This is a genomic window from Bradyrhizobium sp. SPXBL-04 (assembly GCF_051853035.1).
GTDB classification, from domain to species: domain Bacteria; phylum Pseudomonadota; class Alphaproteobacteria; order Rhizobiales; family Xanthobacteraceae; genus Bradyrhizobium; species Bradyrhizobium zhanjiangense.
This window is the reverse complement of the sequence record NZ_CP182472.1, coordinates 7,340,996-7,360,405: the sequence shown is the minus strand read 5'-3', so window position 1 is coordinate 7,360,405 and position 19,410 is coordinate 7,340,996. Positions and strand designations below refer to the sequence as shown.

The following is a 19,410-nucleotide window of genomic DNA, read 5'->3' as shown; positions in this document are numbered from 1 at the left end:
TTACGCCAGGCCGCGGAACAAGAGCGCCGGATCGCGCTCGGGATCGATACGCAGCCTGACCCCGCCCCATTCGATGCGGGACTGTTCGCCGGTGAGGAGGTTTTCGAGTGCCGTCACATGTTGTCGCTGCCCGCCGACGTCAACGGTGACGTCACCGAGCGGCAGCCAGAATTCGCGCACATGGCGCGACAGCGCGATCACGACGATGACGGTGTTGGCGGGCTTGGCTGCCTCCTTGGCGAAGGCAATGGATTCGCCATCCTCGACGCCGAGGAAGCGCAAATTGGCCGTCTGCTGAAGCGCCGCATTCTCGTTGCGGACACGATTGAGCGCGGTGATGTAGGGCTTGATGTTGCCGGGCCTGTCCCAGTCGCGCTGCTTGATCTGGTATTTTTCGGAATCCAGATATTCTTCGCGGCCGGGAATCGCCTCGTGCTCCAAGAGCTCGAATCCGCCAAAGATGCCGTAATTGCCCGACAGCGTCGCGGCCAGCGCGAGGCGCGACTTGAACGCCCAGGCTTCGCCGCTCTGGAGGTGATAGGGCAGCAGGTCCGCTGTGTTGACGAACAGGTTCGGTCGATAGAAGTCGCGTTCGGGATAACGCGTCAGCTCGCCGAGATATTGCTCCAGCTCCCACCGCGAGGTGCGCCAGGGGAAATGGGTGAAGGACTGCGCAAAGCCGAGCTTGGCGAGGCCCTTCATCAGCTTCGGCCGCGCAAAGGTCTTGGAGAACAGGATCACCTCGGGATGGCGGCGGCGGATGTCGCGGATCAGCCATTCCCAGAACGGAAGCGGCGCGGTGTCGTGATTGTCGATGGCGAAGATGGTCACGCCATGGTCGATCCAGAACAGCATGGCATCACGAAACGCGTTCCACAGTCCAGGCCTGTCTACGGAGTTGAAATCTGGGATGACGATGTCCGAATAGGGGCCATCCGCCGTCCGTACCGAGCGATCCGGCCGCCACTTGAACCATTCCGGATGCTGCGTCAGCCAGGGATGGTCCGGCGAGCATTGCACGGCGAAGTCGAGCGCGAGCTCGACGCCGTATTCCAGGCAGGTCGCAACCAATGCGCGGAAATCCTCGATCGTGCCGAGCTCGGGATGCAGCGCATCGTGGCCGCCTTCCGTCGTGCCGATCGCATAGGGCGAGCCGGGATCGCCTGCACTCGCCACCTGCGCATTGTTGCGGCCCTTGCGGCGGGTGTGGCCGATCGGGTGGATCGGCGTGAAGTAGAGCACGTCAAAACCCATCGCGGCGATCTCGGGCACGCGGGCGATGCAGTCGCGAAGCGTGCCGTGCTGGCCAGGGATCCGGCTCTGGCTGCGCGGCATCATCTGGTACCAGGCGCCAAAGCGCGCCTTGTCGCGGTCGATGATCAGCGGAAAGAGGGCCGAGCGAGTGAGGTCGGGCCGCGACTGGCTCTCGGCCATGGCTTCGCCGAGCTCGGTTGCGAGCAGCGGGCCGACCTCGCCGCTCTGCAGATAGTCCTCGCATTGCCTGATGATGACCACTGCTGCGTCTTGCCGTGCGCCATGCGCCTTGGTCAAGAGGCCGGCGCCCTCGATCGCGTCGAGAGTGACGTCCGCACCGGCGCGTTGTTTGCGCGCGACGCCGTGGGACCAGGTGGCGAACTCGTCGGTCCAGGCTTCGATGGCGTAGATGTATTGACCGGCCGTGGTCGGGACGAAGGCGCCCGACCAGCGGTCATTGCCATGATGGCTCATCGGCTCACGCTGCCATTCGCGGTCCTGCTCGCGGCGCCACAGCAGCGCGGCGCCGATCACGGCATCGCCGTCGCGATAGATGTCGGCCCAGACCTCGACCCGGTCGCCCGCGATCCGCTTCACGGCGAAGCGGCCGCCATCGATCAAGGGATAGACGTCTTCGATGAGGAAAGCGCTGCCGGCGGCGGCACTTTCGACAGTTTGAATTGTCTTGTTCACGGTGATGCCATTGACAAGAAAGCAGGGGCCCGTTTCCCTTGTCGGGAACCTACGCTTGATACCTATATAAAAAGCCGCTTGTGTGTCATTAGTTCCGGCGGGGAACGGCAGGCGCGGTTTGTGAGTTAAGCCCGACTAACGTCTTTCGCTGCCTCGTTAAATCGATGCCCCCGGCAAAAGGGTGGCCTGCAAGCTGCGTGCCGAATGGATCTCATAACTCAAGCCCGGATCAAGGGCGTCCAGTCCGAATTCATCGATGCCCTGGGCAAGCTGCGGGTCACCGACCCCGTGGCCCTCAAATCCATCCTCGACGCCCTGCCCGAGAAGCGGGTTTACCGCTTCGTTGGCGGGCCGGTCGTGGTGCGCGCCTTGGGGCATCCGCGGACGGAATTGGCGGCCATCGGTGCGCCACCGCTGCAATGGAAATTGGCCGCAAACGGCAAATCGATCGCGCAAGGCGAGACGCGCGAGCCCGTGATCGCCTGGCCGGCCGGCCTGCCGCTCGGCTATCACCGTTTGACGCTGACCGATGCCGAAGGTGTGACGGAAGAGGTGCCGATGATCGTGGCGCCCGAGCGCGCCTTCGGCGGCGATTTCGACCGCGGCTGGTTGCTTGCCGTGCAGCTCTACAGCGTCCGCTCCAACCGCAATTGGGGTATCGGTGACTTCACGGACCTGGCCGATCTCGTCCGGCTCGCCAAGCAATTGGGGGCCGACGGCGTTGGGCTCAATCCGTTGCATGTGCTGTTCGATGACCACCCCGCCGATTGCAGCCCCTATTCGCCGAACAGCCGGCTGTTTCTCAATCCGCTCTATATCGACGTCGCAGCGATCCCGGAATTTGCGCCCGACCTCGTGCCGGATGCCGCCGCGACCGCAGCACGGCTGCGCGAGGGCGATCGTGTGCCATACGCGGACATGGCGGCGTTGAAATGGCTGGGCCTGCGCGCTGCCTTCAACAGTTTCGTGACGAGCGCGAGCGAAGCACGCCGCCGGGAGTTTGACGCCTTCCGCGCCGCCCGCGGTCCGCTGTTGTCCCGCTTTGCCTGCTTCGAAGTGCTGCGCCATCGTTTCACCGCGCCATGGTGGGAATGGCCGGTGGAATGGCAAAAGCCCGACGATGCTGCATGCGCTGCGCTGCGCAATGGGTCCGACAAGCGCGATGTCGAGTTCGTCGAATTCGTGCAATGGACGGCTGACAGCCAGTTGCATGCGGCCAAGGAGCTGGCCAGCCAGCTCGGCATGCCGGTCGGGCTCTATCTCGACGTTGCCGTCGGCGTGCAATCCAACGGCTTCGATGCCTGGAACGAGCAGATGGCGATTTCGCGCCATCTCGCCGTCGGCGCGCCGCCCGATGTGCTCAATACCGTCGGCCAGGACTGGGGCCTCGCCGGCTTCAACGCCGGCGGCCTGGAGGCCCAATCCTTCGTGCCGTTCGCCGACATGCTCGCGGCCTCGATGCGCCATGCAGGTGCCATCAGGCTCGATCACGTGCTCGGCTTGAAACGGCTTTATCTGGTGCCGCGCGGTTTCAAGCCCGACAACGGTGCCTATGTGCAGATGCCGTTCGAGGCGCTGCTGGCGGCGGTGGCGTGCGAGAGTGCGGCTCATAAATGCATCGTGATCGGCGAGGACCTCGGCACCGTGCCGGAAGGCTTCCGCGAGACCATGCAGGATTTCGGCATCTGGTCCTACCTCGTCATGATGTTCGAGCGGGACGATGCCGGCCACTTCCGCAATGTCGACCACTACCGGCCCAACGCACTCGTCACGCTGAATACGCACGACCTGTCGACCTATGCCGGCTGGCGCTCCTTCAGCGACCTCAAGATGAAGCTTTCGCTCGGGATCGATCCCGGCGAAAGCGAGCAGGCGCGCTGGGACGCGCTCGGCAGGCTCGACGAGGTTTTGCGCCAGAACGGCATCAACGCCAACGATCTCTATTCCGTACTCGCCTTCCTGTCGCGCACGCCGTCGCGGCTGCTCGCGGTCTCGCTGGAGGATCTGCTCGGCGTGATCGATCAGCCCAACATCCCCGGCACGATCGACGAGCATCCGAACTGGCGCCAGCGGCTTCCTGTTACACTCGACAAGATCGCCTCCAAGGTCGATCTCGCGGCTTTGAAGGCCGCGACACGGGAACGTTCATTGACCGGCGGGAGTTGAACAGCCGGGGTTTCTCAGGCTCGAACGACATTGTCTCAGAGGATCGAGGACTATGCGCTGATAGGCGACTGCGAGACCGCGGCGCTGGTCGGGCGCAACGGCTCGATCGATTGGCTGTGCTGGCCGGCCTTCGATTCCGACGCCTGCTTTGCCGCGATCCTCGGCACGCACAAGAATGGCCGCTGGCTGATCGCACCCAGCGAGGATGTCACGGCTACGTCGCGCCGTTATCTTGGTCATTCACTCATCCTCGAAACCCGCATCGAGACGAAGAGCGGCACCGTCGCGCTGATCGACTTCATGCCGCCACGCGGCAAGGCATCCGACATCGTGAGGCTGGTCCGCGGTATCAGCGGCGCGGTGAAGATGCGGATGCAGCTCGTCATCCGGTTCGGCTTCGGCGCCGATATTCCCTGGGTGCGGCGGATCGACCATTCTCTGATGGCAATCGCCGGCCCGGACATGATTGTGCTGCGCACGCCTGTCGAGACCCGCGGCGAGGATCTGACCACGGTTTCCGACTTCGAGGTGACGGCCGGCCAGACCATACCCTTCGTGCTGACCTACGGGCCCTCGCATATCGAGCCGCCGGCGCCAATCGACCCGGAGATCGCGCTACAGGAGACCGAAAGATTCTGGCACGACTGGTGCAGCCATTGCACCCGCGACGGCGGCTATCACGATCTCATCGTACGCTCGCTGATCACGCTGAAAGCGCTGACCTTCGCCCCGACCGGCGGCATCGTGGCGGCACCCACCACCTCATTGCCGGAAAAGCTTGGGGGCAGCAGGAACTGGGATTATCGCTTCTGCTGGCTGCGCGATGCCACCTTCACGCTGCTTGCGCTGATGAACTCGGGCTATACCGACGAAGCCTTGGCCTGGCACAATTGGCTCTTGCGCGCCGCCGCCGGCTCGCCCTCGAACATGCAGATCATGTACGGCATCTGGGGCCATCGGCGACTCTTGGAATGGGAGGCGGGCTGGCTCGACGGCTATGAGGGCGCCCGGCCGGTGCGCGTCGGCAATGCCGCGCATGCGCAGCTTCAGCTCGACGTCTATGGCGAGCTGATTGACGTTTTCCACCAGTCGCGCATGGTCAAGCTCAAGCTCGACGAGCAGAGCTGGGCGCTGGAATGCGCAGTGCTCAATCATCTCGCCGAGGTCTGGGACCGGCCCGATCACGGCATCTGGGAGCGCCGCGGCCAGCCCAAACACTACGTCTTCTCCAAAGTCATGACCTGGGTCGCCTTCGATCGCGGCATCAAGAGTGCGGAGACATTTGGCTTCAAGGCGCCGGTGCTGCACTGGCAGGCCTTGCGCGAGGCCATTCATCGCGACGTCTGCAACAACGGTTTCGACGCCGACCAAAACACGTTCGTCGAGTCCTACGGCACGAAGCTGCTCGATGCCAGCGTGCTACTGCTGCCGGCGGTCGGCTTCCTGCCGGCGGCCGATCCGCGCATCTGCGGCACCATCGCTGCTGTCGAGAAATCCCTGATGCGCGATGGCTTCGTGCTGCGGCACGATCCGCGCGAGCTGCCTGCTGGTCAGCCGCCGCTCGAAGGCGCGTTCCTGGCATGCACGCTGTGGCTGGCCGATGCCCATGTGCTGTCGGGCAATCTCGAAAAGGCGCAAGTCTTGTTCGATCGCGTGGTGGGCATCGCGAACGATGTCGGGCTGCTGGCGGAGGAATACGATTCCGTGGCGCGGCGCCAGACCGGCAACTTCCCGCAGGCGCTGACCCACATCGCGCTGATCAACACCGCGCATAATCTGTCGGCGGCCAGGCGGGAGAGCGAGAAGCCGGCCGTGCAGCGGTCGCAGTAAGGTGAGCGCGTAACAGTGCCAAGTGCGATGAAATGCGGCTTGATCGCTGTCAGGGCGGAGGTGCGCCCCCTCTCCCGCTTGCGGGAGAGGGTTGGGGAGAGGGTGCCTCCACAATGGGACAATCCCCAAGAGGAGAAAGCCCTCACCCGCCGCTACGCGGCGACCTCTCCCGCAAGCGGGAGAGTTGAACGAGCGGCAGGCCCCCTTAACCAACCCCATTCAGCTTCAATATCATCTCCATCGCCTCGGCAAAACCATCCTGCTCGTTGGTCGCGGTGACGTGGGTGGCGTGGTCCTTGACGTTGTCGGTGGCATTGCCCATGGCAATCGAGACGCCGCTGACGCGGAACATCGCGAGGTCGTTCTGCATGTCGCCGATGGTCGCGACGGCCTCGGTCGTAATGCCCACGCGCTTGGCAATGGCCTGAACGAAGGTGCCCTTGTTGAATCCGGGCGGGGTGATATCGAGATAGTAGGTTTGCGAGCGCACCGCGGTGGCCTCGCTGCCGAGCGCCTCCTGCATCGCCTTCTCGCAACGCTCGAGGCCGACGGCATCGGCACTGGCGCCGACGATCTTGCAGGCGCTCGCAAGGTACGGCGAAAAATCCGTCACGATGGTCGGATCGGCGCGGATCGTGCGCTGCTCATGCGCGACATAGCTGCCCTCGGGATTGTCGATCAGCCATTTGTCGGTGGTGAAGAGCCACGCGTCTGCGCCGAATTCGCGCAGGATTCGCAACGACCGCTCGGCCACGCCGGCTGGGATGAGGTGCTGCTCGACCGGCCTCATCTCGGGATCGACGATCGAGGAGCCGTTGAACGGCCCGACTGGCAGCCAGAGCGCCAGCGGCTCGATCAGGAAGCGCATGCCGATCGCGGGCCGGCTGGAGGTGATGGTGAAGCCGATACCCGCCTGGTGCAGCCGCTGCACGGCAGACCTCGCACGCTCCGTCAGCGTCTTGTCCTTGGTCAGCAGCGTGCCGTCGACGTCGGAGACGATCAGTGAGATCTTCGTCATGGCATGACCTTAAGGTTCAGGTTTCTTGAAGGTTCAGCTTCCTGGCCTCAGCGCCTGGCCCCACTCAACCTCAATTGCCGCACCACGCCGTCCACGATCGCCTCGACGGATTCGTCGATCGAGACGGTGATGGCGTGCTCGCCGGCTTCCGGCGGCTCCAGCGTGTTGAACTGGCTGGTCAGCAGCTCGGGCGGCATGAAATGACCCTTGCGGTGCGCGAGCCGCTCGGCGATCAGCTCCTTGGTGCCCTTCAGGAAGACGAAGCGGACGTCGTCGCGACCACGCAGCAGCACGTCACGATAGGCGTGTTTCAGCGCCGAGCAGGCGATGATGACGTGCTCGCCTCGCCCGCAGACCCGTGCGATCTCGTCGGCGATGGCGTTGAGCCAGGGCCAGCGGTCTTCGTCGGTGAGCGGATGGCCCGCCTTCATCTTCTCGACATTGCTGGCGGGATGAAAGCTGTCGCCGTCCTCGAAGCGCCAGCCAAGGCGCTGGCCGAGCGCTTCCGCGATCGTGCTCTTGCCCGAGCCAGACACGCCCATCACGATCAATGCACAAGGTGCTTCAACGCCCGCCACGAATTCCCTCCGGAAGCGCGGCCTGGTCGACCAGCCAGACAGTCTCACCATTCGAGCGCGCGCGTAACGCCGGCAGAGTCTCGCCATTGAGGAGGCGCGTCAAGATCGCCTGCTTGTCGTGCCCGGCAATCTCGAACAGCATTTCGCGGCAGGATGCCAGAACGGGCAAGGTGAGCGAGACCCGCGGCACGAAAGGCGCGACATTGGCGTTGGGCACCCCGATGACCCAGCGTTCGGTCTCCTCGATTTCGGGATAGCCGGGAAACAGTGAGGCGGTGTGGCCGTCCGGCCCCGCGCCCATCAGGACCATGTCGAACAGCGGCCGCACCGAATTGAGCCGGTCAGCGCCGTAGAAGGCTTGCAGCTCGCGCGCATAGGCCTCGGCGGCGCGATCGGGATTTTCGGTCGTGGTCGGGATCGGGTGGATATGGCCTGAGGGGGCACTGCGATCAAGAAATGTCGCGCGGGCCACTGCCATGTTGTTGAGGGGATCGCTTTCCGGCACGAAACGCTCGTCGCCGATGAACCAGTGCACGCGCTCCCACGGAATTTTTTCACACCAGGCATCGCTGCCGAGCAATTGATAGAGCTTCTTCGGGCTGGAGCCGCCGGTGAGGCAGATTGCGATGCGCGAGGGGTTGGCGGCGATCCGCGCCATCACCCGTTCGGCCGCGGTCTGCGCCAGCGCCTCGGCGTCGGCCGCGACGATCAGCTTCGGCTGCTCGGCCGCCATCACGAGTACTTCCGCCAGCTTCGTCCGTCGCGCCGGAGCAGCTCGTCCGCGCAGGCCGGGCCGTCGCTGCCGGCTTGATAGGTCTCGATGCCGTTGGTGCCCGCACTTTTCCAGGCGTCCAGGAACGGCTGCACCGCCTGCCATCCGGCCTCGATACCGTCGGCGCGCTGGAACAGGATGTTGTCGCCGATCATGCAGTCGTAGAGCAGCGTCTCGTAGCCGGTCGAGGGATCGGCGCGGAAATAGTCACCATAGCGGAACTTCATTTCGACGCCGTCAATGGTGACGCTCGGTCCCGGGATCTTGGCGTTGAACTGGAGCTCGATGGTCTCGGTCGGCGCGATGCCGATGGTGAGGAAGTTCTGCGACAGGCGGTCGACTGTCGTGCCTGAGAACATCGACAGCGGCGCCTGCTTGAACTTGATCGCGACCTCCGTGCGCTTGTGGCCCAGCGCCTTGCCGGTGCGCAAATAGAAGGGCACGCCGGCCCAGCGCCAATTGTCGATCATCAGCTTCAGCGCGACAAAGGTTTCGGTGGTGCTGTCGGGCTTGACGTCCGCCGTGGTGCGATAGTCCGGAATCTCCTCGTCGCCGATGCGGCCCGCGAGATACTGCGCGCGCACCGAGCTCCTCAGCGCTTCTTCTTCGCTCGGCCGCTGGATCGCGGTGAGCACTTCGGCCTTCTCGGAGCGGACCGAATGCGCGTCGAAACGGCTCGGCGGCTCCATCGCGACCAGCGACATCAGCTGGAACAGATGGTTCGGCACCATGTCGCGAAGCGCACCAGTGGCATCGTAGAAGCCCCCGCGGTGGCCGACGCCGAGCTTCTCCTCCACCGTGATCTGGACGTGGTCGATATGGTTGCGATTCCAGATCGGCTCGAACATGCCGTTGGCGAAGCGCAGAACCAGGATGTTCTGCACCGTTTCCTTGCCGAGATAATGATCGATCCGATAGATCTGGTGCTCGTCCATGATCTTCAGCAGCTCGGCATTCAGCGCGCGCGCCGAGGCGAGGTCCGTGCCGAACGGCTTCTCGATCACCAGCCGCCGCCAGGCGCCGTTCTGCTTCGTCAAGCCGGTGCGTCCTAGCTCGCGCGCGGTCGGCGCGAAAGCCGCGGGCGGGGTCGCGAGGTAGAACAGCCGGTTGCCGCCGGTGCCTCGCGCGCATTCCAGCGAATCCAGATGCTCGCCCAAGCGATCGAAGGAGGGCGGATCCTTCGCATCGGCCTCGACGAAGGTCACGCATTGCAGCAGCTGTTTTGCGACGTCGTCGTCGACCGGGCGGGTTGCAAACTCGCGCAGGCCCTTCATCAGGCTGTCGCGCAGCTCGCCATCCGACTGAGCCTTGCGGCCGACGCCGACGACGCAGAATTTCTCCGGCAAAAGGTCTTCGGCGGCGAGATTGTAGAGCGATGGCATCACCAGCCGATGGGTCAGGTCGCCGGTCACGCCAAAGATGACGAAGGCGCAATTTTCCGGCCTGCGCTTTGGCTGCTGGTCTTTTGTCACGAATTGTGGCCTTCGCTTGAGTAGGTTTTACTTCGGCTTCGGCGCGCCGGGCTGCTTCGGCTCCTTGTGGCCGCCGAACCCTGCGCGCATCGCGGAGAGAATTTTCTCGGCAAAGGTGTGTTCCTTGCGGGAACGGAAACGTGTGTAGAGTGCCGCGGTCAGGACCTCGGCGGGCACCGCCTCGTCGATCGCCGCATTCACGGTCCAGCGTCCTTCGCCGGAATCCTCGACGAAACCGGAATATTCCGACAATGCCGGGCTGTCGGCGAGCGCCGTCGAGGTGAGGTCGAGCAGCCAGGACGGGATCACGCTGCCGCGCCGCCACACCTCGGCAATGTCGGCGAGATCGAAATCGTAGCGATGGTCCGCCGGCAGCGCCTCGATATTGGCGTTTTTGAGGATGTCAAAACCTTCGGCATAGGCCTGCATCAGGCCGTATTCGATGCCGTTATGGATCATCTTGACGAAATGGCCGGCCCCGACGGGGCCTGCATGGATGTAGCCCAGCTCGATCCGGGGATCGCGGCCATCGCGCCCCGGCGTGCGCGGAATGTCGCCGGCACCGGGCGCGAGCGCGGCGAAGATCGGATCGAGCCGGTCGACCACCGGTTTCTCGCCGCCGATCATCATGCAATAGCCGCGGTCGAGCCCCCAGACGCCGCCTGACGTGCCGACGTCGACATAGTGGATGCCGCGCTCCTTCAGCGCCTTGCCGCGGCGGACGTCGTCCTGCCAGAAGGTGTTGCCGCCGTCGATGATGACGTCGCCAGCCTGCATCACGCCCGCGATCGTCTCGATCGTGGTCTCGGTGATCCGCCCCGCCGGCAGCATCACCCAGGCCGTACGCGGCCGCTCCAGTTTCGAGATGAATTCCTCGAGCGTCGCGGCGCCGACTGCGCCGTCTGCGGCCAGGCCGGCGACGGCCTTGGCGTCCTTGTCGTAGACCACGGTCGAATGGCCGTGACGCATCAGGCGGCGAACGATGTTGCCGCCCATCCGACCGAGGCCGATCATGCCGAGTTGCATGTGAGAGCTTCCTTTAGTTCAGTGCATCGTTAAGCGCCGCATTGAGCGCCACGAGACCTTTCTTGAGCCCGCCCTTGAGGTGGACGCGCAGCGCGCGCCGGCCGCGTTCGGTAAGCACGTCGAAATCGCCGCGCGCCTGGGCTGCCTTGATCACACCAAAACTCGCCTTCTGGCCCGGCACCGGTAGATCCTTGGCATCGTCTGCCGTGATCTGGAGGAACACGCCGCTGTCCGGTCCGCCCTTGTAGGCCTGACCGGTGGAGTGCAGGAAGCGCGGTCCGAACTCGGCGCAGGTCGCGACATGCCGCTTCTCGCGCACTTCGAGCCGCATGGCCTGGAGTGCGTCGATGGTCGCCTTGTCCCGCGCGATGTAGCCGAGCAGGGCGACATAATCGCCATGGCCCGAGCGCGACAGATGCGCCTTCAGCCAGGAGGAGAGATCGCCATTGGCGCCGGCGGCACGCAGCGCCGTGGCGTTAGCCTCATCGGTGTAGAGATCGGCTTCATCGGTGCTGACCACCGGCTCCTCGGCCGGCAGCGCGCCGGTCTTCTCGAACTCTGAAGTGAGCTCGCGGGTCTTGATCTTGGCCGCTTCCACGTCCGGCTGGTCGAACGGGTTGATGCCGAGAATACTGCCGGCCACGGCCGTCGCCATCTCGAAGCGGAAGAACTCCTGGCCGAGATGGTCGATCGACTTCATGACGATGCGCGCCACGGGATGGCCGGCCGCCTCGATCGCGGCAAGCTTGGAATCATGGGCCGCGTCCGCCTCGCCGTCGATGCGGATGTCGATGAAGAACCGGTCGTTGCCGTAAATCGCGGGTTCGCCCAGCGGCTCGCCTTCGATCGGGATCAGGCCCTTGCCCTCCTTGCCGGTCGATTCCGCGATGAGCTGCTCGGCCCAGGCGCCGAAATCGGCGATCTTCTTCGATGACAGGATCGTCACCTTGTCACGGCCTTCGAGGCCGGCGAGGCCCATGGCAAGGCCGAGCTGCACGCCCGGGTTCTCGGATGGCGGCACGTCCGGCCCGCAGGAGCGGGCCATCGCGAGCGTATGCTTGACGAAGGTCTTGACGTCGATGCCCGCGGTTGCCGCCGGCACCAGGCCGAACGGCGAGAGCACCGAATAGCGGCCGCCGATCGTGGGCTCGCCATGGAAGATGCGGGCGTAGTTCAGTTTCTTCGCCGCCTTCTCCAGCGACGAGCCGGGATCGGTGACCGCGATGAAGCGATGGCCGGTCTTCACCTTCGGCCCGACCGCCTTGGCAACCTGCTCATGGAAATAGTCCTTCATCGCGTTCGGCTCGGTGGTGCCGCCGGACTTGCTGGAGACGATGAAGACGGTGTTGGCGATGTCGATCTTCGCCTCCATCGCCCGCACTTCCGCCGGATCGGTGGAATCCAGCACATGCAGTTTCGGGAAGCCGGGCTTTTTCCCAAAGGTCTCGGCCAGCACCTCCGGCCCGAGGCTCGATCCGCCCATGCCGAGCACGACGGCGTCCGAGAATTTCTGGCCCTTCACGCGGCCCGCATAGTCCTCGTAGTCGGCGATATCGGCCTTGGCCACGCTGTCGAGCCAGCCGAGCCATTTGTCCTCATCGGTGCCGGTCCAGACCGACTTGTCGCGCTGCCATAGCCTGCGGATCTTGGCGGATGCGCGCCATTCCTCGGTGCTCTTGGCCACGGCCTTGCCGAGCCCATCACCGAGCGAGAGAAGCTGGCGGTCGAGCGCGGGCCCGAGTACCACGGCGCGCTTATGGGCGACGGCGCCATAGAGCTTGTCGGCGGCGTCGGCGAACAGCTTGACGCCGTCCTTGACGAGTTCCTCGGTGATCGCATCGAGCGAGATGCCGGAGCGTTCCAGCTCCTCCAGCACGCGCCTTGCGTCGTCGACATTCTCCTCCAGGGTGTCGCGCAGCTTGCCATGGTCGCGGAACGCCTCCAGCGTCGCCGGCGGCATCGTGTTGATGGTGTCGGGGCCGATCAGCTCCTCGACATAGAGGACGTCGCTGTAGTCCTTGTTCTTGGTGCCGGTGGACGCCCACAGCATGCGCTGCGGCTTGGCGCCCTTGGCGGCGAGCTTCTCCCAGCGCGGGCCGGAGAACAGGCGCTTGTAGTCCTGATAGGCGAGCTTGGCATTGGCGATCGCGACCTTGCCCTTCAGCGCTGCGAGGCGCTCCTTTTCGCTGGGGTCGTTGGCGCGGGCGATCTTCTCGTCGAGCTGCTTGTCGACCAAGGTGTCGATCCGGCTGACGAAGAAGCTCGCGACGCTCGTCACATGCGACGGATCGCCGCCGCCCGCGACGTATTTTTCCAGACCGGCGAGGTAGGCCTCGGCGACATCAAGATAGACCTCCTTGGAGAACAGCAGCGTGATGTTGATGCTGATCCCGTCGCCAATGAGCTGTTCGATCGCCGGCAGGCCCTCCGGCGTCGCAGGTACCTTCACCATCAGGTTCTTGCGATCGACGTCCTTCCAGAGCCGTCGCGCCTCGGCGACCGTGCCGGCCGTATCCATCGCCAGATAGGGCGAGACCTCCAGGCTGACATAGCCGTCGCCTCCCTCGAGCCGGTCGTAGACCGGGCGCAGCACGTCGGCGGCGTTCTGGATGTCCTCGACCGCGACGGCCTCGAACAGGTCGGCCACGGCCCGGTCGCCGCGCTTCAGCGCCTTGCCGATCGAGGCGTCATATTCGTCCGAGCTGCCGATCGCCTTCTCGAAAATCGAGGGATTGGAGGTGACGCCCTTGACGCCGTCGGTGTCGATCAGTCCCTTCAGGTCGCCCTTGGCGATGAAGCCACGGGCCAAGAAGTCCAGCCAGACGGCTTGTCCGTGCTTTTCCAGTTCTTTGACGGGATTCATGATGTTTATTTATCTCCAAGCCTGCGGGCGAGGGGGTTCCGCGCCGGTCCTGACGCGCTATCCTCTAGCCTACATGCTCCCGGGAGGGAACCAATCAAGAGGATAAGCGTCATACCCTCGGGTGTAACTCCGTCGCGATCATGGCGATCCAGGGGCCGTAGGTGTGTTGCGTAAAGGGCGTTGGCCGGGAAGACTCGGCCGGCGGTTTCGTTGCGTAACGTCAGCCGGCTACGTCTCGCCGGTCAGGGGTTGTGTGGCGTGCGATCGACAGATTCCGGGGCGTCGGTGGATTTGTCGCGAACGGCCATGCGGGGGGAAGCATGCACGCACATCATGGTGGGTGCTCGCTGTCACTGACAGTGCTCCGCATCGGCAATGAATTTCTGCCGTCGGATTTGATTGCAGAGATCTCTGCTGAAGAATGTCGCGACCACAAGATGATCGTGCTGACGCCGACGCCGGGCTTGCGGCCGATTTTGGTACACTGATGCGCTTGCCGCGACGGTGCACGCAGCCGACGGTCCACGCACTGCATTGCAGCAGGAAGATGAACGCGGCGCTCAAGGCTTCGCCCTACAAGCGTCATAAGATCGCCGCTGGCAGATCGCTATGCTGCAGCGCCGGATGGTCCAATCCCCGGTAATGCCCGGATGTTGCGACCAAGTGACATTTCCTGGAAATGAGCCAATATGGATGTAGATTCGCTCAAATTACAGGCATGTGCCTGTTCGTAACTCAACGAGTGCCTACGTTGTGCATTGCGTCGAGTCGTCACCCGGGTGTCCAATGATCGTCATGTGCTCACGCTGATTCGAAACGGCCTGAGGAACGGTCCGGTAACTGCTTTCGTTTCAGCTTGTAGCGGAACTCACGCGGAGAGGGATCATGTACAACGATTCTCTATTCAACGCTTTCGCTCGGTCGTTCGAGGCGAGAAGCCAGCACGACATGTCGATGGCGGAATATCTGGAATCGTGTCGAAGCGATCCCATGAAATACGCGAATGCGGCCGAACGACTACTAGCGGCGATCGGTGAGCCTCAGACGATTGACACGGCCAAGGACCCACGCCTTGGCCGCATTTTTTTGAACCGCACGATCCGCACCTATCCGGCCTTCGCCGGCTTCTACGGCATGGAAGAAACCATCGAGCGCATCGTCGGCTTCTTCCGTCACGCGGCGCAAGGCCTCGAAGAGCGCAAACAGATCCTCTATTTGCTCGGTCCGGTCGGTGGCGGCAAATCCTCGCTCGCCGAGCGGTTGAAGTCGCTGATGGAAGTGCAGCCGATCTACGTGCTGAAGGCCGGCGACGAGCTCTCGCCCGTGTTCGAGAGCCCGCTCAGCCTGTTCGATCCCGATCAGCTCGGGCCGATGCTGGAAGAGAAGTACGGCATTCCGCGCCGCCGCCTCACCGGCCTGATGAGCCCGTGGTGCTACAAGCGGCTGGAATCCTTCGGCGGCGACATCTCGCAATTCCGCGTTGCCAAGATCCAGCCGTCGAGGCTGCGCCAGATCGCGGTCGCCAAGACCGAGCCCGGTGATGAGAACAATCAGGACATCTCCTCGCTGGTCGGCAAGGTCGACATCCGCAAGCTCGAGACCTACGCGCAGAACGATCCCGACGCCTACAGCTATTCCGGCGGCCTCAACCGCGCCAACCAGGGCATCCTCGAATTCGTCGAGATGTTCAAGGCGCCGATCAAGATGCTGCATCCGTTGCTGACCGCGACGCAGGAAGGCAACTACATCGGCACCGAGAATATCGGCGCGATCCCCTTCACCGGCATCATCCTCGCGCACTCCAACGAAGCCGAGTGGTCGAGCTTCAAGGCCAACAAGAACAACGAGGCGTTCATCGACCGCATCTGCGTCATCAAGGTGCCGTACTGCCTCAGGGTCACCGAAGAGCAGAAGATCTACGAGAAGCTGATCCAGGGTTCCGAGCTCGCCTCGGCTCCTTGTGCGCCTTCGACGCTGGAGACGCTGGCACGGTTCTCGGTGATGTCGCGCCTGCGCAAGCACGAGAACTCCACCCTGTTCGGCAAGATGCGGGTCTATGACGGCGAGAGCCTGAAAGAGTCCGATCCGAAGGCGCGCAGCGTCCAGGAATATCGCGATGCCGCCGGCGTCGACGAGGGCATGGACGGTGCCTCCACCCGCTTCGCGTTCAAGGTTCTGGCCGCGACCTTCAACCACGATCCGCAGGAGGTCGCCGCCGACGCCGTGCACCTGATGTACGCGCTGGAGCAGGCGATCCGCCGCGAGCAGCTTCCGGAGGAAACCGAGAAACGTTATCTCGAATTCATCAAGGCGGAACTCGCGCCGCGCTATGCCGAGTTCATCGGCAACGAGATCCAGAAGGCCTATCTCGAATCCTACTCCGATTACGGCCAGAATCTGTTCGACCGCTACGTCGACTATGCCGACGCCTGGATCGAGGATCAGGACTTCAAGGATCCCGACACCGGCCAGCTGCTGGATCGCGAGTTGTTGAACCAGGAACTGACGAAAATCGAGAAACCGGCGGGCATTGCCAACCCGAAGGACTTCCGCAACGAGGTCGTCAAATTCTCGTTACGCTCGCGGGCCCAAAACGCTGGCAAGAATCCGACCTGGACCTCCTACGAGAAGATTCGCGACGTGATCGAAAAGCGGATATTCTCCCAGGTCGAGGACCTGCTTCCGGTCATCTCCTTCGGGTCGAAGAAGGACGGCGAGACGGAGAAGAAGCACGGCGAGTTCGTCGCACGCATGGTGGAGCGCGGCTACACCGAGCGTCAGGTTCGCCGGCTCGTCGAATGGTACATGCGCGTGAAGCAGGCCGGTTAAGGCGGATGGGACAGTGGCCATTCACATTATTGACAGGCGCCTGAATCCAGGCGGCAAGAGTCTTGAGAACCGGCAGCGGTTCTTGCGTCGGGCCAAATCCCTGGTGCAGGGCGCCGTCAAGAAGACCTCGCAGGAACGCGACATCAAGGATGTCCTGGAGGGTGGCGAGGTCACGATCCCGCTCGACGGCATGCACGAGCCGCGTTTCCGCCGCGAGGGCGGCACGCGCGACATGGTGCTGCCCGGAAACAAGAAGTTCATCGAGGGCGACTATCTCCAGCGCTCCGGCCAGGGCAGCGCCAAGGATTCCGGTCCCGGCGAGGGCGACAGCGAGGACGCGTTCCGCTTCGTGCTGAGCCGCGACGAGTTCGTCGACCTCTTCCTCGACGACCTCGAGCTGCCGGATCTTGCCAAGCGCAAGATCGCGCAGACCGAGAGCGAGGGAATCCAGCGCGCCGGCTACACCACCTCGGGCTCGCCCGCCAACATCTCGGTGAGCCGGACGGTGCAGCTCGCGCTCGCCCGCCGCATCGCGCTCCGCCGTCCCCGCAAGAGCGAGATCGACGAGCTGGAAGCCGAGATTGCCGCCTGCACCGACGAGGACGTGCGCGCCGAGCTGCTGGCCAAGCTCGAAAAGCTCAAGGCGAAATCCAAGCGCATCCCGTTCATCGACCCGCTCGACATCCGCTATCGCCGCTTCGAGACCGTGCCGCGGCCGGTGGCGCAGGCCGTGATGTTCTGCCTGATGGACGTCTCGGGCTCGATGTCCGAGCACATGAAGGATCTGGCCAAGCGCTTCTACATGCTGCTCTACGTGTTCCTGAAGCGCCGCTACAAGCATGTCGAGATCGTCTTCATCCGCCACACCGACCGCGCCGAGGAGGTCGACGAGCAGACCTTCTTCTACGGCCCGGCCTCGGGCGGCACGCTGGTGTCCAGCGCGCTCCAGGCGATGCACGAGATCGTGCGCGAACGCTTCAATCCGGCGGACTGGAACATCTACGCCGCGCAAGCCTCCGACGGCGACAATTCCTATTCCGACGGCGAGCTCACGGGCCTGCTGCTGACCGACAAGATCCTGCCGGTCTGCCAGTTCTTTGCCTATCTCGAGGTCGGCGAGTCCGGCGGCAGCGCCTTCGATCTTTCCGACTCCTCGCTCTGGACCCTCTATGAGCGCCTGCGCAGCAGCGGCGCACCGCTCTCGATGCGCAAGGTGTCGGAGCGCAGCGAGATCTTTCCGGTGTTCCACGACCTGTTCCAGCGCCGCGAAACCAGCCAGGAGAAGGCCGCTCCATGACGGAACGCTTGTTCGAAGGCGCGGATTGGGATTTTCGCACCTTGCAGCGCATCACCGATGCCTGCGAGGAGGTCGCGTTGAAGGATCTCGGTCTCGACGTCTATCCGAACCAGATCGAGGTCATCACCGCCGAGCAGATGCTGGACGCGTACTCGTCGGTCGGCATGCCCTTGTTCTACAAGCACTGGTCGTTCGGCAAGCATTTTGCGTTTCACGAGGCGTCCTATCGCAAGGGACTGATGGGCCTTGCCTATGAGATCGTGATCAACTCCTCGCCCTGCATCTCCTACCTGATGGAGGAGAACACGGCGACGATGCAGACGCTGGTGATCGCGCATGCCGCCTTCGGCCACAACCACTTCTTCAAGAACAACTATCTGTTCAAGCAGTGGACCGACGCCGACGGCATCCTGGATTATCTCGACTTCGCCAAGAATTATGTCGCGAGCTGCGAAGAGCGCTATGGCCGCATCGAGGTCGAGCGCACGCTCGACGCTGCACACGCGCTGATGTCGCACGGCATCGACCGCTATCCCGGCAAGAAGAAGCTCGATTTGCGCGCCGAAGAGAAGCGGGCAGGGCGCCGCCGCCAGCATGAGGAGGAGGTCTTCAACGACCTCTGGCGCACAGTCCCGAAGGGCGCCGCCAAGAGCCGGTCCGCGCTCAGCATCGAGCGCCGCCGCAAGCTGCTCGGCCTGCCGCAGGAGAATTTGCTCTATTTCCTGGAGAAGAGCGCACCGCGGCTGGCGCCCTGGCAGCGCGAGCTGCTGCGCATCGTGCGCCACATCGCGCAATATTTCTATCCGCAGAGCCAGACCAAGGTCATGAACGAGGGGACGGCGACCTACGTCCACTACCGCATCATGACCATGCTGCACGAACGAGGCCGCATCACCGACGGCAACTTCCTCGAATTCCTGGGATCGCACACCAACGTGGTGTTCCAGCCCGAGTTCGACGATCCACGCTTCTCCGGCTTCAATCCCTATGCGCTCGGTTTTGCCGTGATGCAGGACATCGAGCGCATCGTCACCAAACCGGAAGACGAGGACCGCGAATGGTTCCCGGACATTGCCGGCAGGGGCGACGTGATGGGCGTGCTGCGCGACGTCTGGGCCAATTACCGCGATGAAAGTTTTATCGGCCAGTTCCTAAGCCCCAGGCTGATGCGGCACTTCCGCATGTTCCACCTGCATGACGATCCCGAGGAGCGCGCGGGAATCCGGGTCGACGCCATCCACGACGAACGCGGCTTCCGCCGCGTCCGCCGCGAGCTGGCACGGCAGCATGACGTCGGCTTCATCGACGCCAATATCGAGGTGGTCGATGTCGATCTCTCCGGCGACCGCCGGCTGATCCTGCATCACCACGTCATCAAGGGCTCGCAGCTCAACGAGACCGACGCCAAGCGCGTGCTTCAGCACCTGGCCGATCTCTGGACCTACGACGTCTCACTGATCGAGGTCGACGCCAACGACAAGGTCCTGCGCGAATACGTCGTAAGCCCGCGCCCGATCCCGGCGGCAGTGGCGTAAAGAGGCCAGCCGCTAGCTCCTAGAGCACGATGAAACTGGCCCTTGTGATTACCGCGAGGCAGATGCGCTCCCTCCCC

13 protein-coding genes are annotated in these 19,410 nt (G+C 63.7%); 6 read left to right on the top strand and 7 right to left on the bottom strand.

The genetic code is table 11. The features are described from left to right. Nucleotides 1–1,947, bottom strand: a complete 1,947-nt coding sequence (locus tag ACNJX8_RS35120) for a maltotransferase domain-containing protein (protein WP_439358436.1) — start codon at nt 1,945–1,947, stop codon at nt 1–3. A 204-nt stretch (nt 1,948–2,151) separates the two neighbouring features. On the opposite strand from ACNJX8_RS35120, the gene malQ reads away from it, so the two are divergent. Together malQ and ACNJX8_RS35110 are read left to right on the top strand one after the other, a co-directional pair. Beyond that, the gene (malQ, locus tag ACNJX8_RS35115; protein WP_439358434.1) at nt 2,152–4,113 is read left to right on the top strand and encodes a 4-alpha-glucanotransferase; all 1,962 of its coding nucleotides are present in this window, start codon (nt 2,152–2,154) and stop codon (nt 4,111–4,113) included. Between the two features lie 30 nt (nt 4,114–4,143). Continuing rightward, a complete protein-coding gene (locus ACNJX8_RS35110) occupies nt 4,144–5,943 on the top strand; it encodes a glycoside hydrolase family 15 protein (RefSeq protein ID WP_439358433.1) in 1,800 nt (599 codons plus the stop codon). Nucleotides 5,944–6,148: 205 nt separating this feature from the next. Here the strand turns inward: ACNJX8_RS35110 and ACNJX8_RS35105 are convergent, their stop codons facing one another. Genes ACNJX8_RS35105 through ACNJX8_RS35080 form a run of 6 tightly spaced genes read right to left on the bottom strand, consistent with a single transcriptional unit; the run spans nt 6,149 to nt 13,672 of the window. Then, complete coding sequence (locus ACNJX8_RS35105; RefSeq protein WP_439358431.1) at nt 6,149–6,961, bottom strand: HAD family hydrolase; 813 nt, start codon at nt 6,959–6,961, stop codon at nt 6,149–6,151. Between the two features lie 47 nt (nt 6,962–7,008). Continuing rightward, entirely contained in the window at nt 7,009–7,539 is a 531-nt protein-coding gene (locus ACNJX8_RS35100; RefSeq protein ID WP_439358430.1) for a gluconokinase, read from the bottom strand. After that, nucleotides 7,526–8,275: a 6-phosphogluconolactonase gene (pgl, locus tag ACNJX8_RS35095; RefSeq protein ID WP_439358428.1), complete on the bottom strand. Its 750-nt coding sequence runs from the start codon at nt 8,273–8,275 to the stop codon at nt 7,526–7,528. The genes ACNJX8_RS35100 and pgl overlap by 14 nt, the downstream gene beginning before the upstream one ends. Continuing rightward, nucleotides 8,272–9,783, bottom strand: coding sequence for a glucose-6-phosphate dehydrogenase (zwf, locus tag ACNJX8_RS35090; RefSeq protein ID WP_439358426.1), 1,512 nt, complete (start codon nt 9,781–9,783; stop codon nt 8,272–8,274). Before zwf ends, pgl begins: the two co-directional genes overlap by 4 nt. A 27-nt stretch (nt 9,784–9,810) precedes the next feature. After that, nucleotides 9,811–10,809 carry a phosphogluconate dehydrogenase (NAD(+)-dependent, decarboxylating) gene (gene gnd, locus ACNJX8_RS35085; protein WP_439358424.1) on the bottom strand — a complete coding sequence of 333 codons (999 nt, stop codon included), beginning with the start codon at nt 10,807–10,809 and terminating at the stop codon, nt 9,811–9,813. A gap of 13 nt (nt 10,810–10,822) precedes the next feature. Further along, complete coding sequence (locus ACNJX8_RS35080) at nt 10,823–13,672, bottom strand: bifunctional transaldolase/phosoglucose isomerase (protein WP_439358422.1); 2,850 nt, start codon at nt 13,670–13,672, stop codon at nt 10,823–10,825. Between the two features lie 320 nt (nt 13,673–13,992). On the opposite strand from ACNJX8_RS35080, the gene ACNJX8_RS35075 reads away from it, so the two are divergent. The 4 genes from ACNJX8_RS35075 (at nt 13,993) to ACNJX8_RS35060 (ending at nt 19,333) form a co-directional block, all read left to right on the top strand. Further along, the gene (locus ACNJX8_RS35075; RefSeq protein ID WP_439358420.1) at nt 13,993–14,160 is read left to right on the top strand and encodes a hypothetical protein; all 168 of its coding nucleotides are present in this window, start codon (nt 13,993–13,995) and stop codon (nt 14,158–14,160) included. Between the two features lie 397 nt (nt 14,161–14,557). Then, the gene (locus ACNJX8_RS35070) at nt 14,558–16,501 is read left to right on the top strand and encodes a PrkA family serine protein kinase (RefSeq protein ID WP_091879622.1); all 1,944 of its coding nucleotides are present in this window, start codon (nt 14,558–14,560) and stop codon (nt 16,499–16,501) included. 19 nt (nt 16,502–16,520) lie between these two features. Beyond that, on the top strand, nt 16,521–17,798 hold the full coding sequence (locus tag ACNJX8_RS35065; RefSeq protein WP_206732717.1) for a YeaH/YhbH family protein: 1,278 nt from the start codon (nt 16,521–16,523) through the stop codon (nt 17,796–17,798). Continuing rightward, nucleotides 17,795–19,333 (top strand): SpoVR family protein, encoded by a 1,539-nt coding sequence (locus ACNJX8_RS35060; protein ID WP_370989431.1) that lies wholly within the window; start codon nt 17,795–17,797, stop codon nt 19,331–19,333. The genes ACNJX8_RS35065 and ACNJX8_RS35060 overlap by 4 nt, the downstream gene beginning before the upstream one ends. The last annotated feature ends 77 nt before the right edge of the window (nt 19,334–19,410 follow it).

Coding starts and splice junctions, on each gene's coding strand:
- malQ (WP_439358434.1), top strand. CDS start 2,152: ATGGATCTCATAACTCAAGCCCGGATCAAGGGCGTCCAGTCCGAATTC.
- ACNJX8_RS35105 (WP_439358431.1), bottom strand. CDS start 6,961: ATGACGAAGATCTCACTGATCGTCTCCGACGTCGACGGCACGCTGCTG.
- gnd (WP_439358424.1), bottom strand. CDS start 10,809: ATGCAACTCGGCATGATCGGCCTCGGTCGGATGGGCGGCAACATCGTT.
- ACNJX8_RS35080 (WP_439358422.1), bottom strand. CDS start 13,672: ATGAATCCCGTCAAAGAACTGGAAAAGCACGGACAAGCCGTCTGGCTG.
- ACNJX8_RS35075 (WP_439358420.1), top strand. CDS start 13,993: ATGCACGCACATCATGGTGGGTGCTCGCTGTCACTGACAGTGCTCCGC.
- ACNJX8_RS35070 (WP_091879622.1), top strand. CDS start 14,558: ATGTACAACGATTCTCTATTCAACGCTTTCGCTCGGTCGTTCGAGGCG.
- ACNJX8_RS35060 (WP_370989431.1), top strand. CDS start 17,795: ATGACGGAACGCTTGTTCGAAGGCGCGGATTGGGATTTTCGCACCTTG.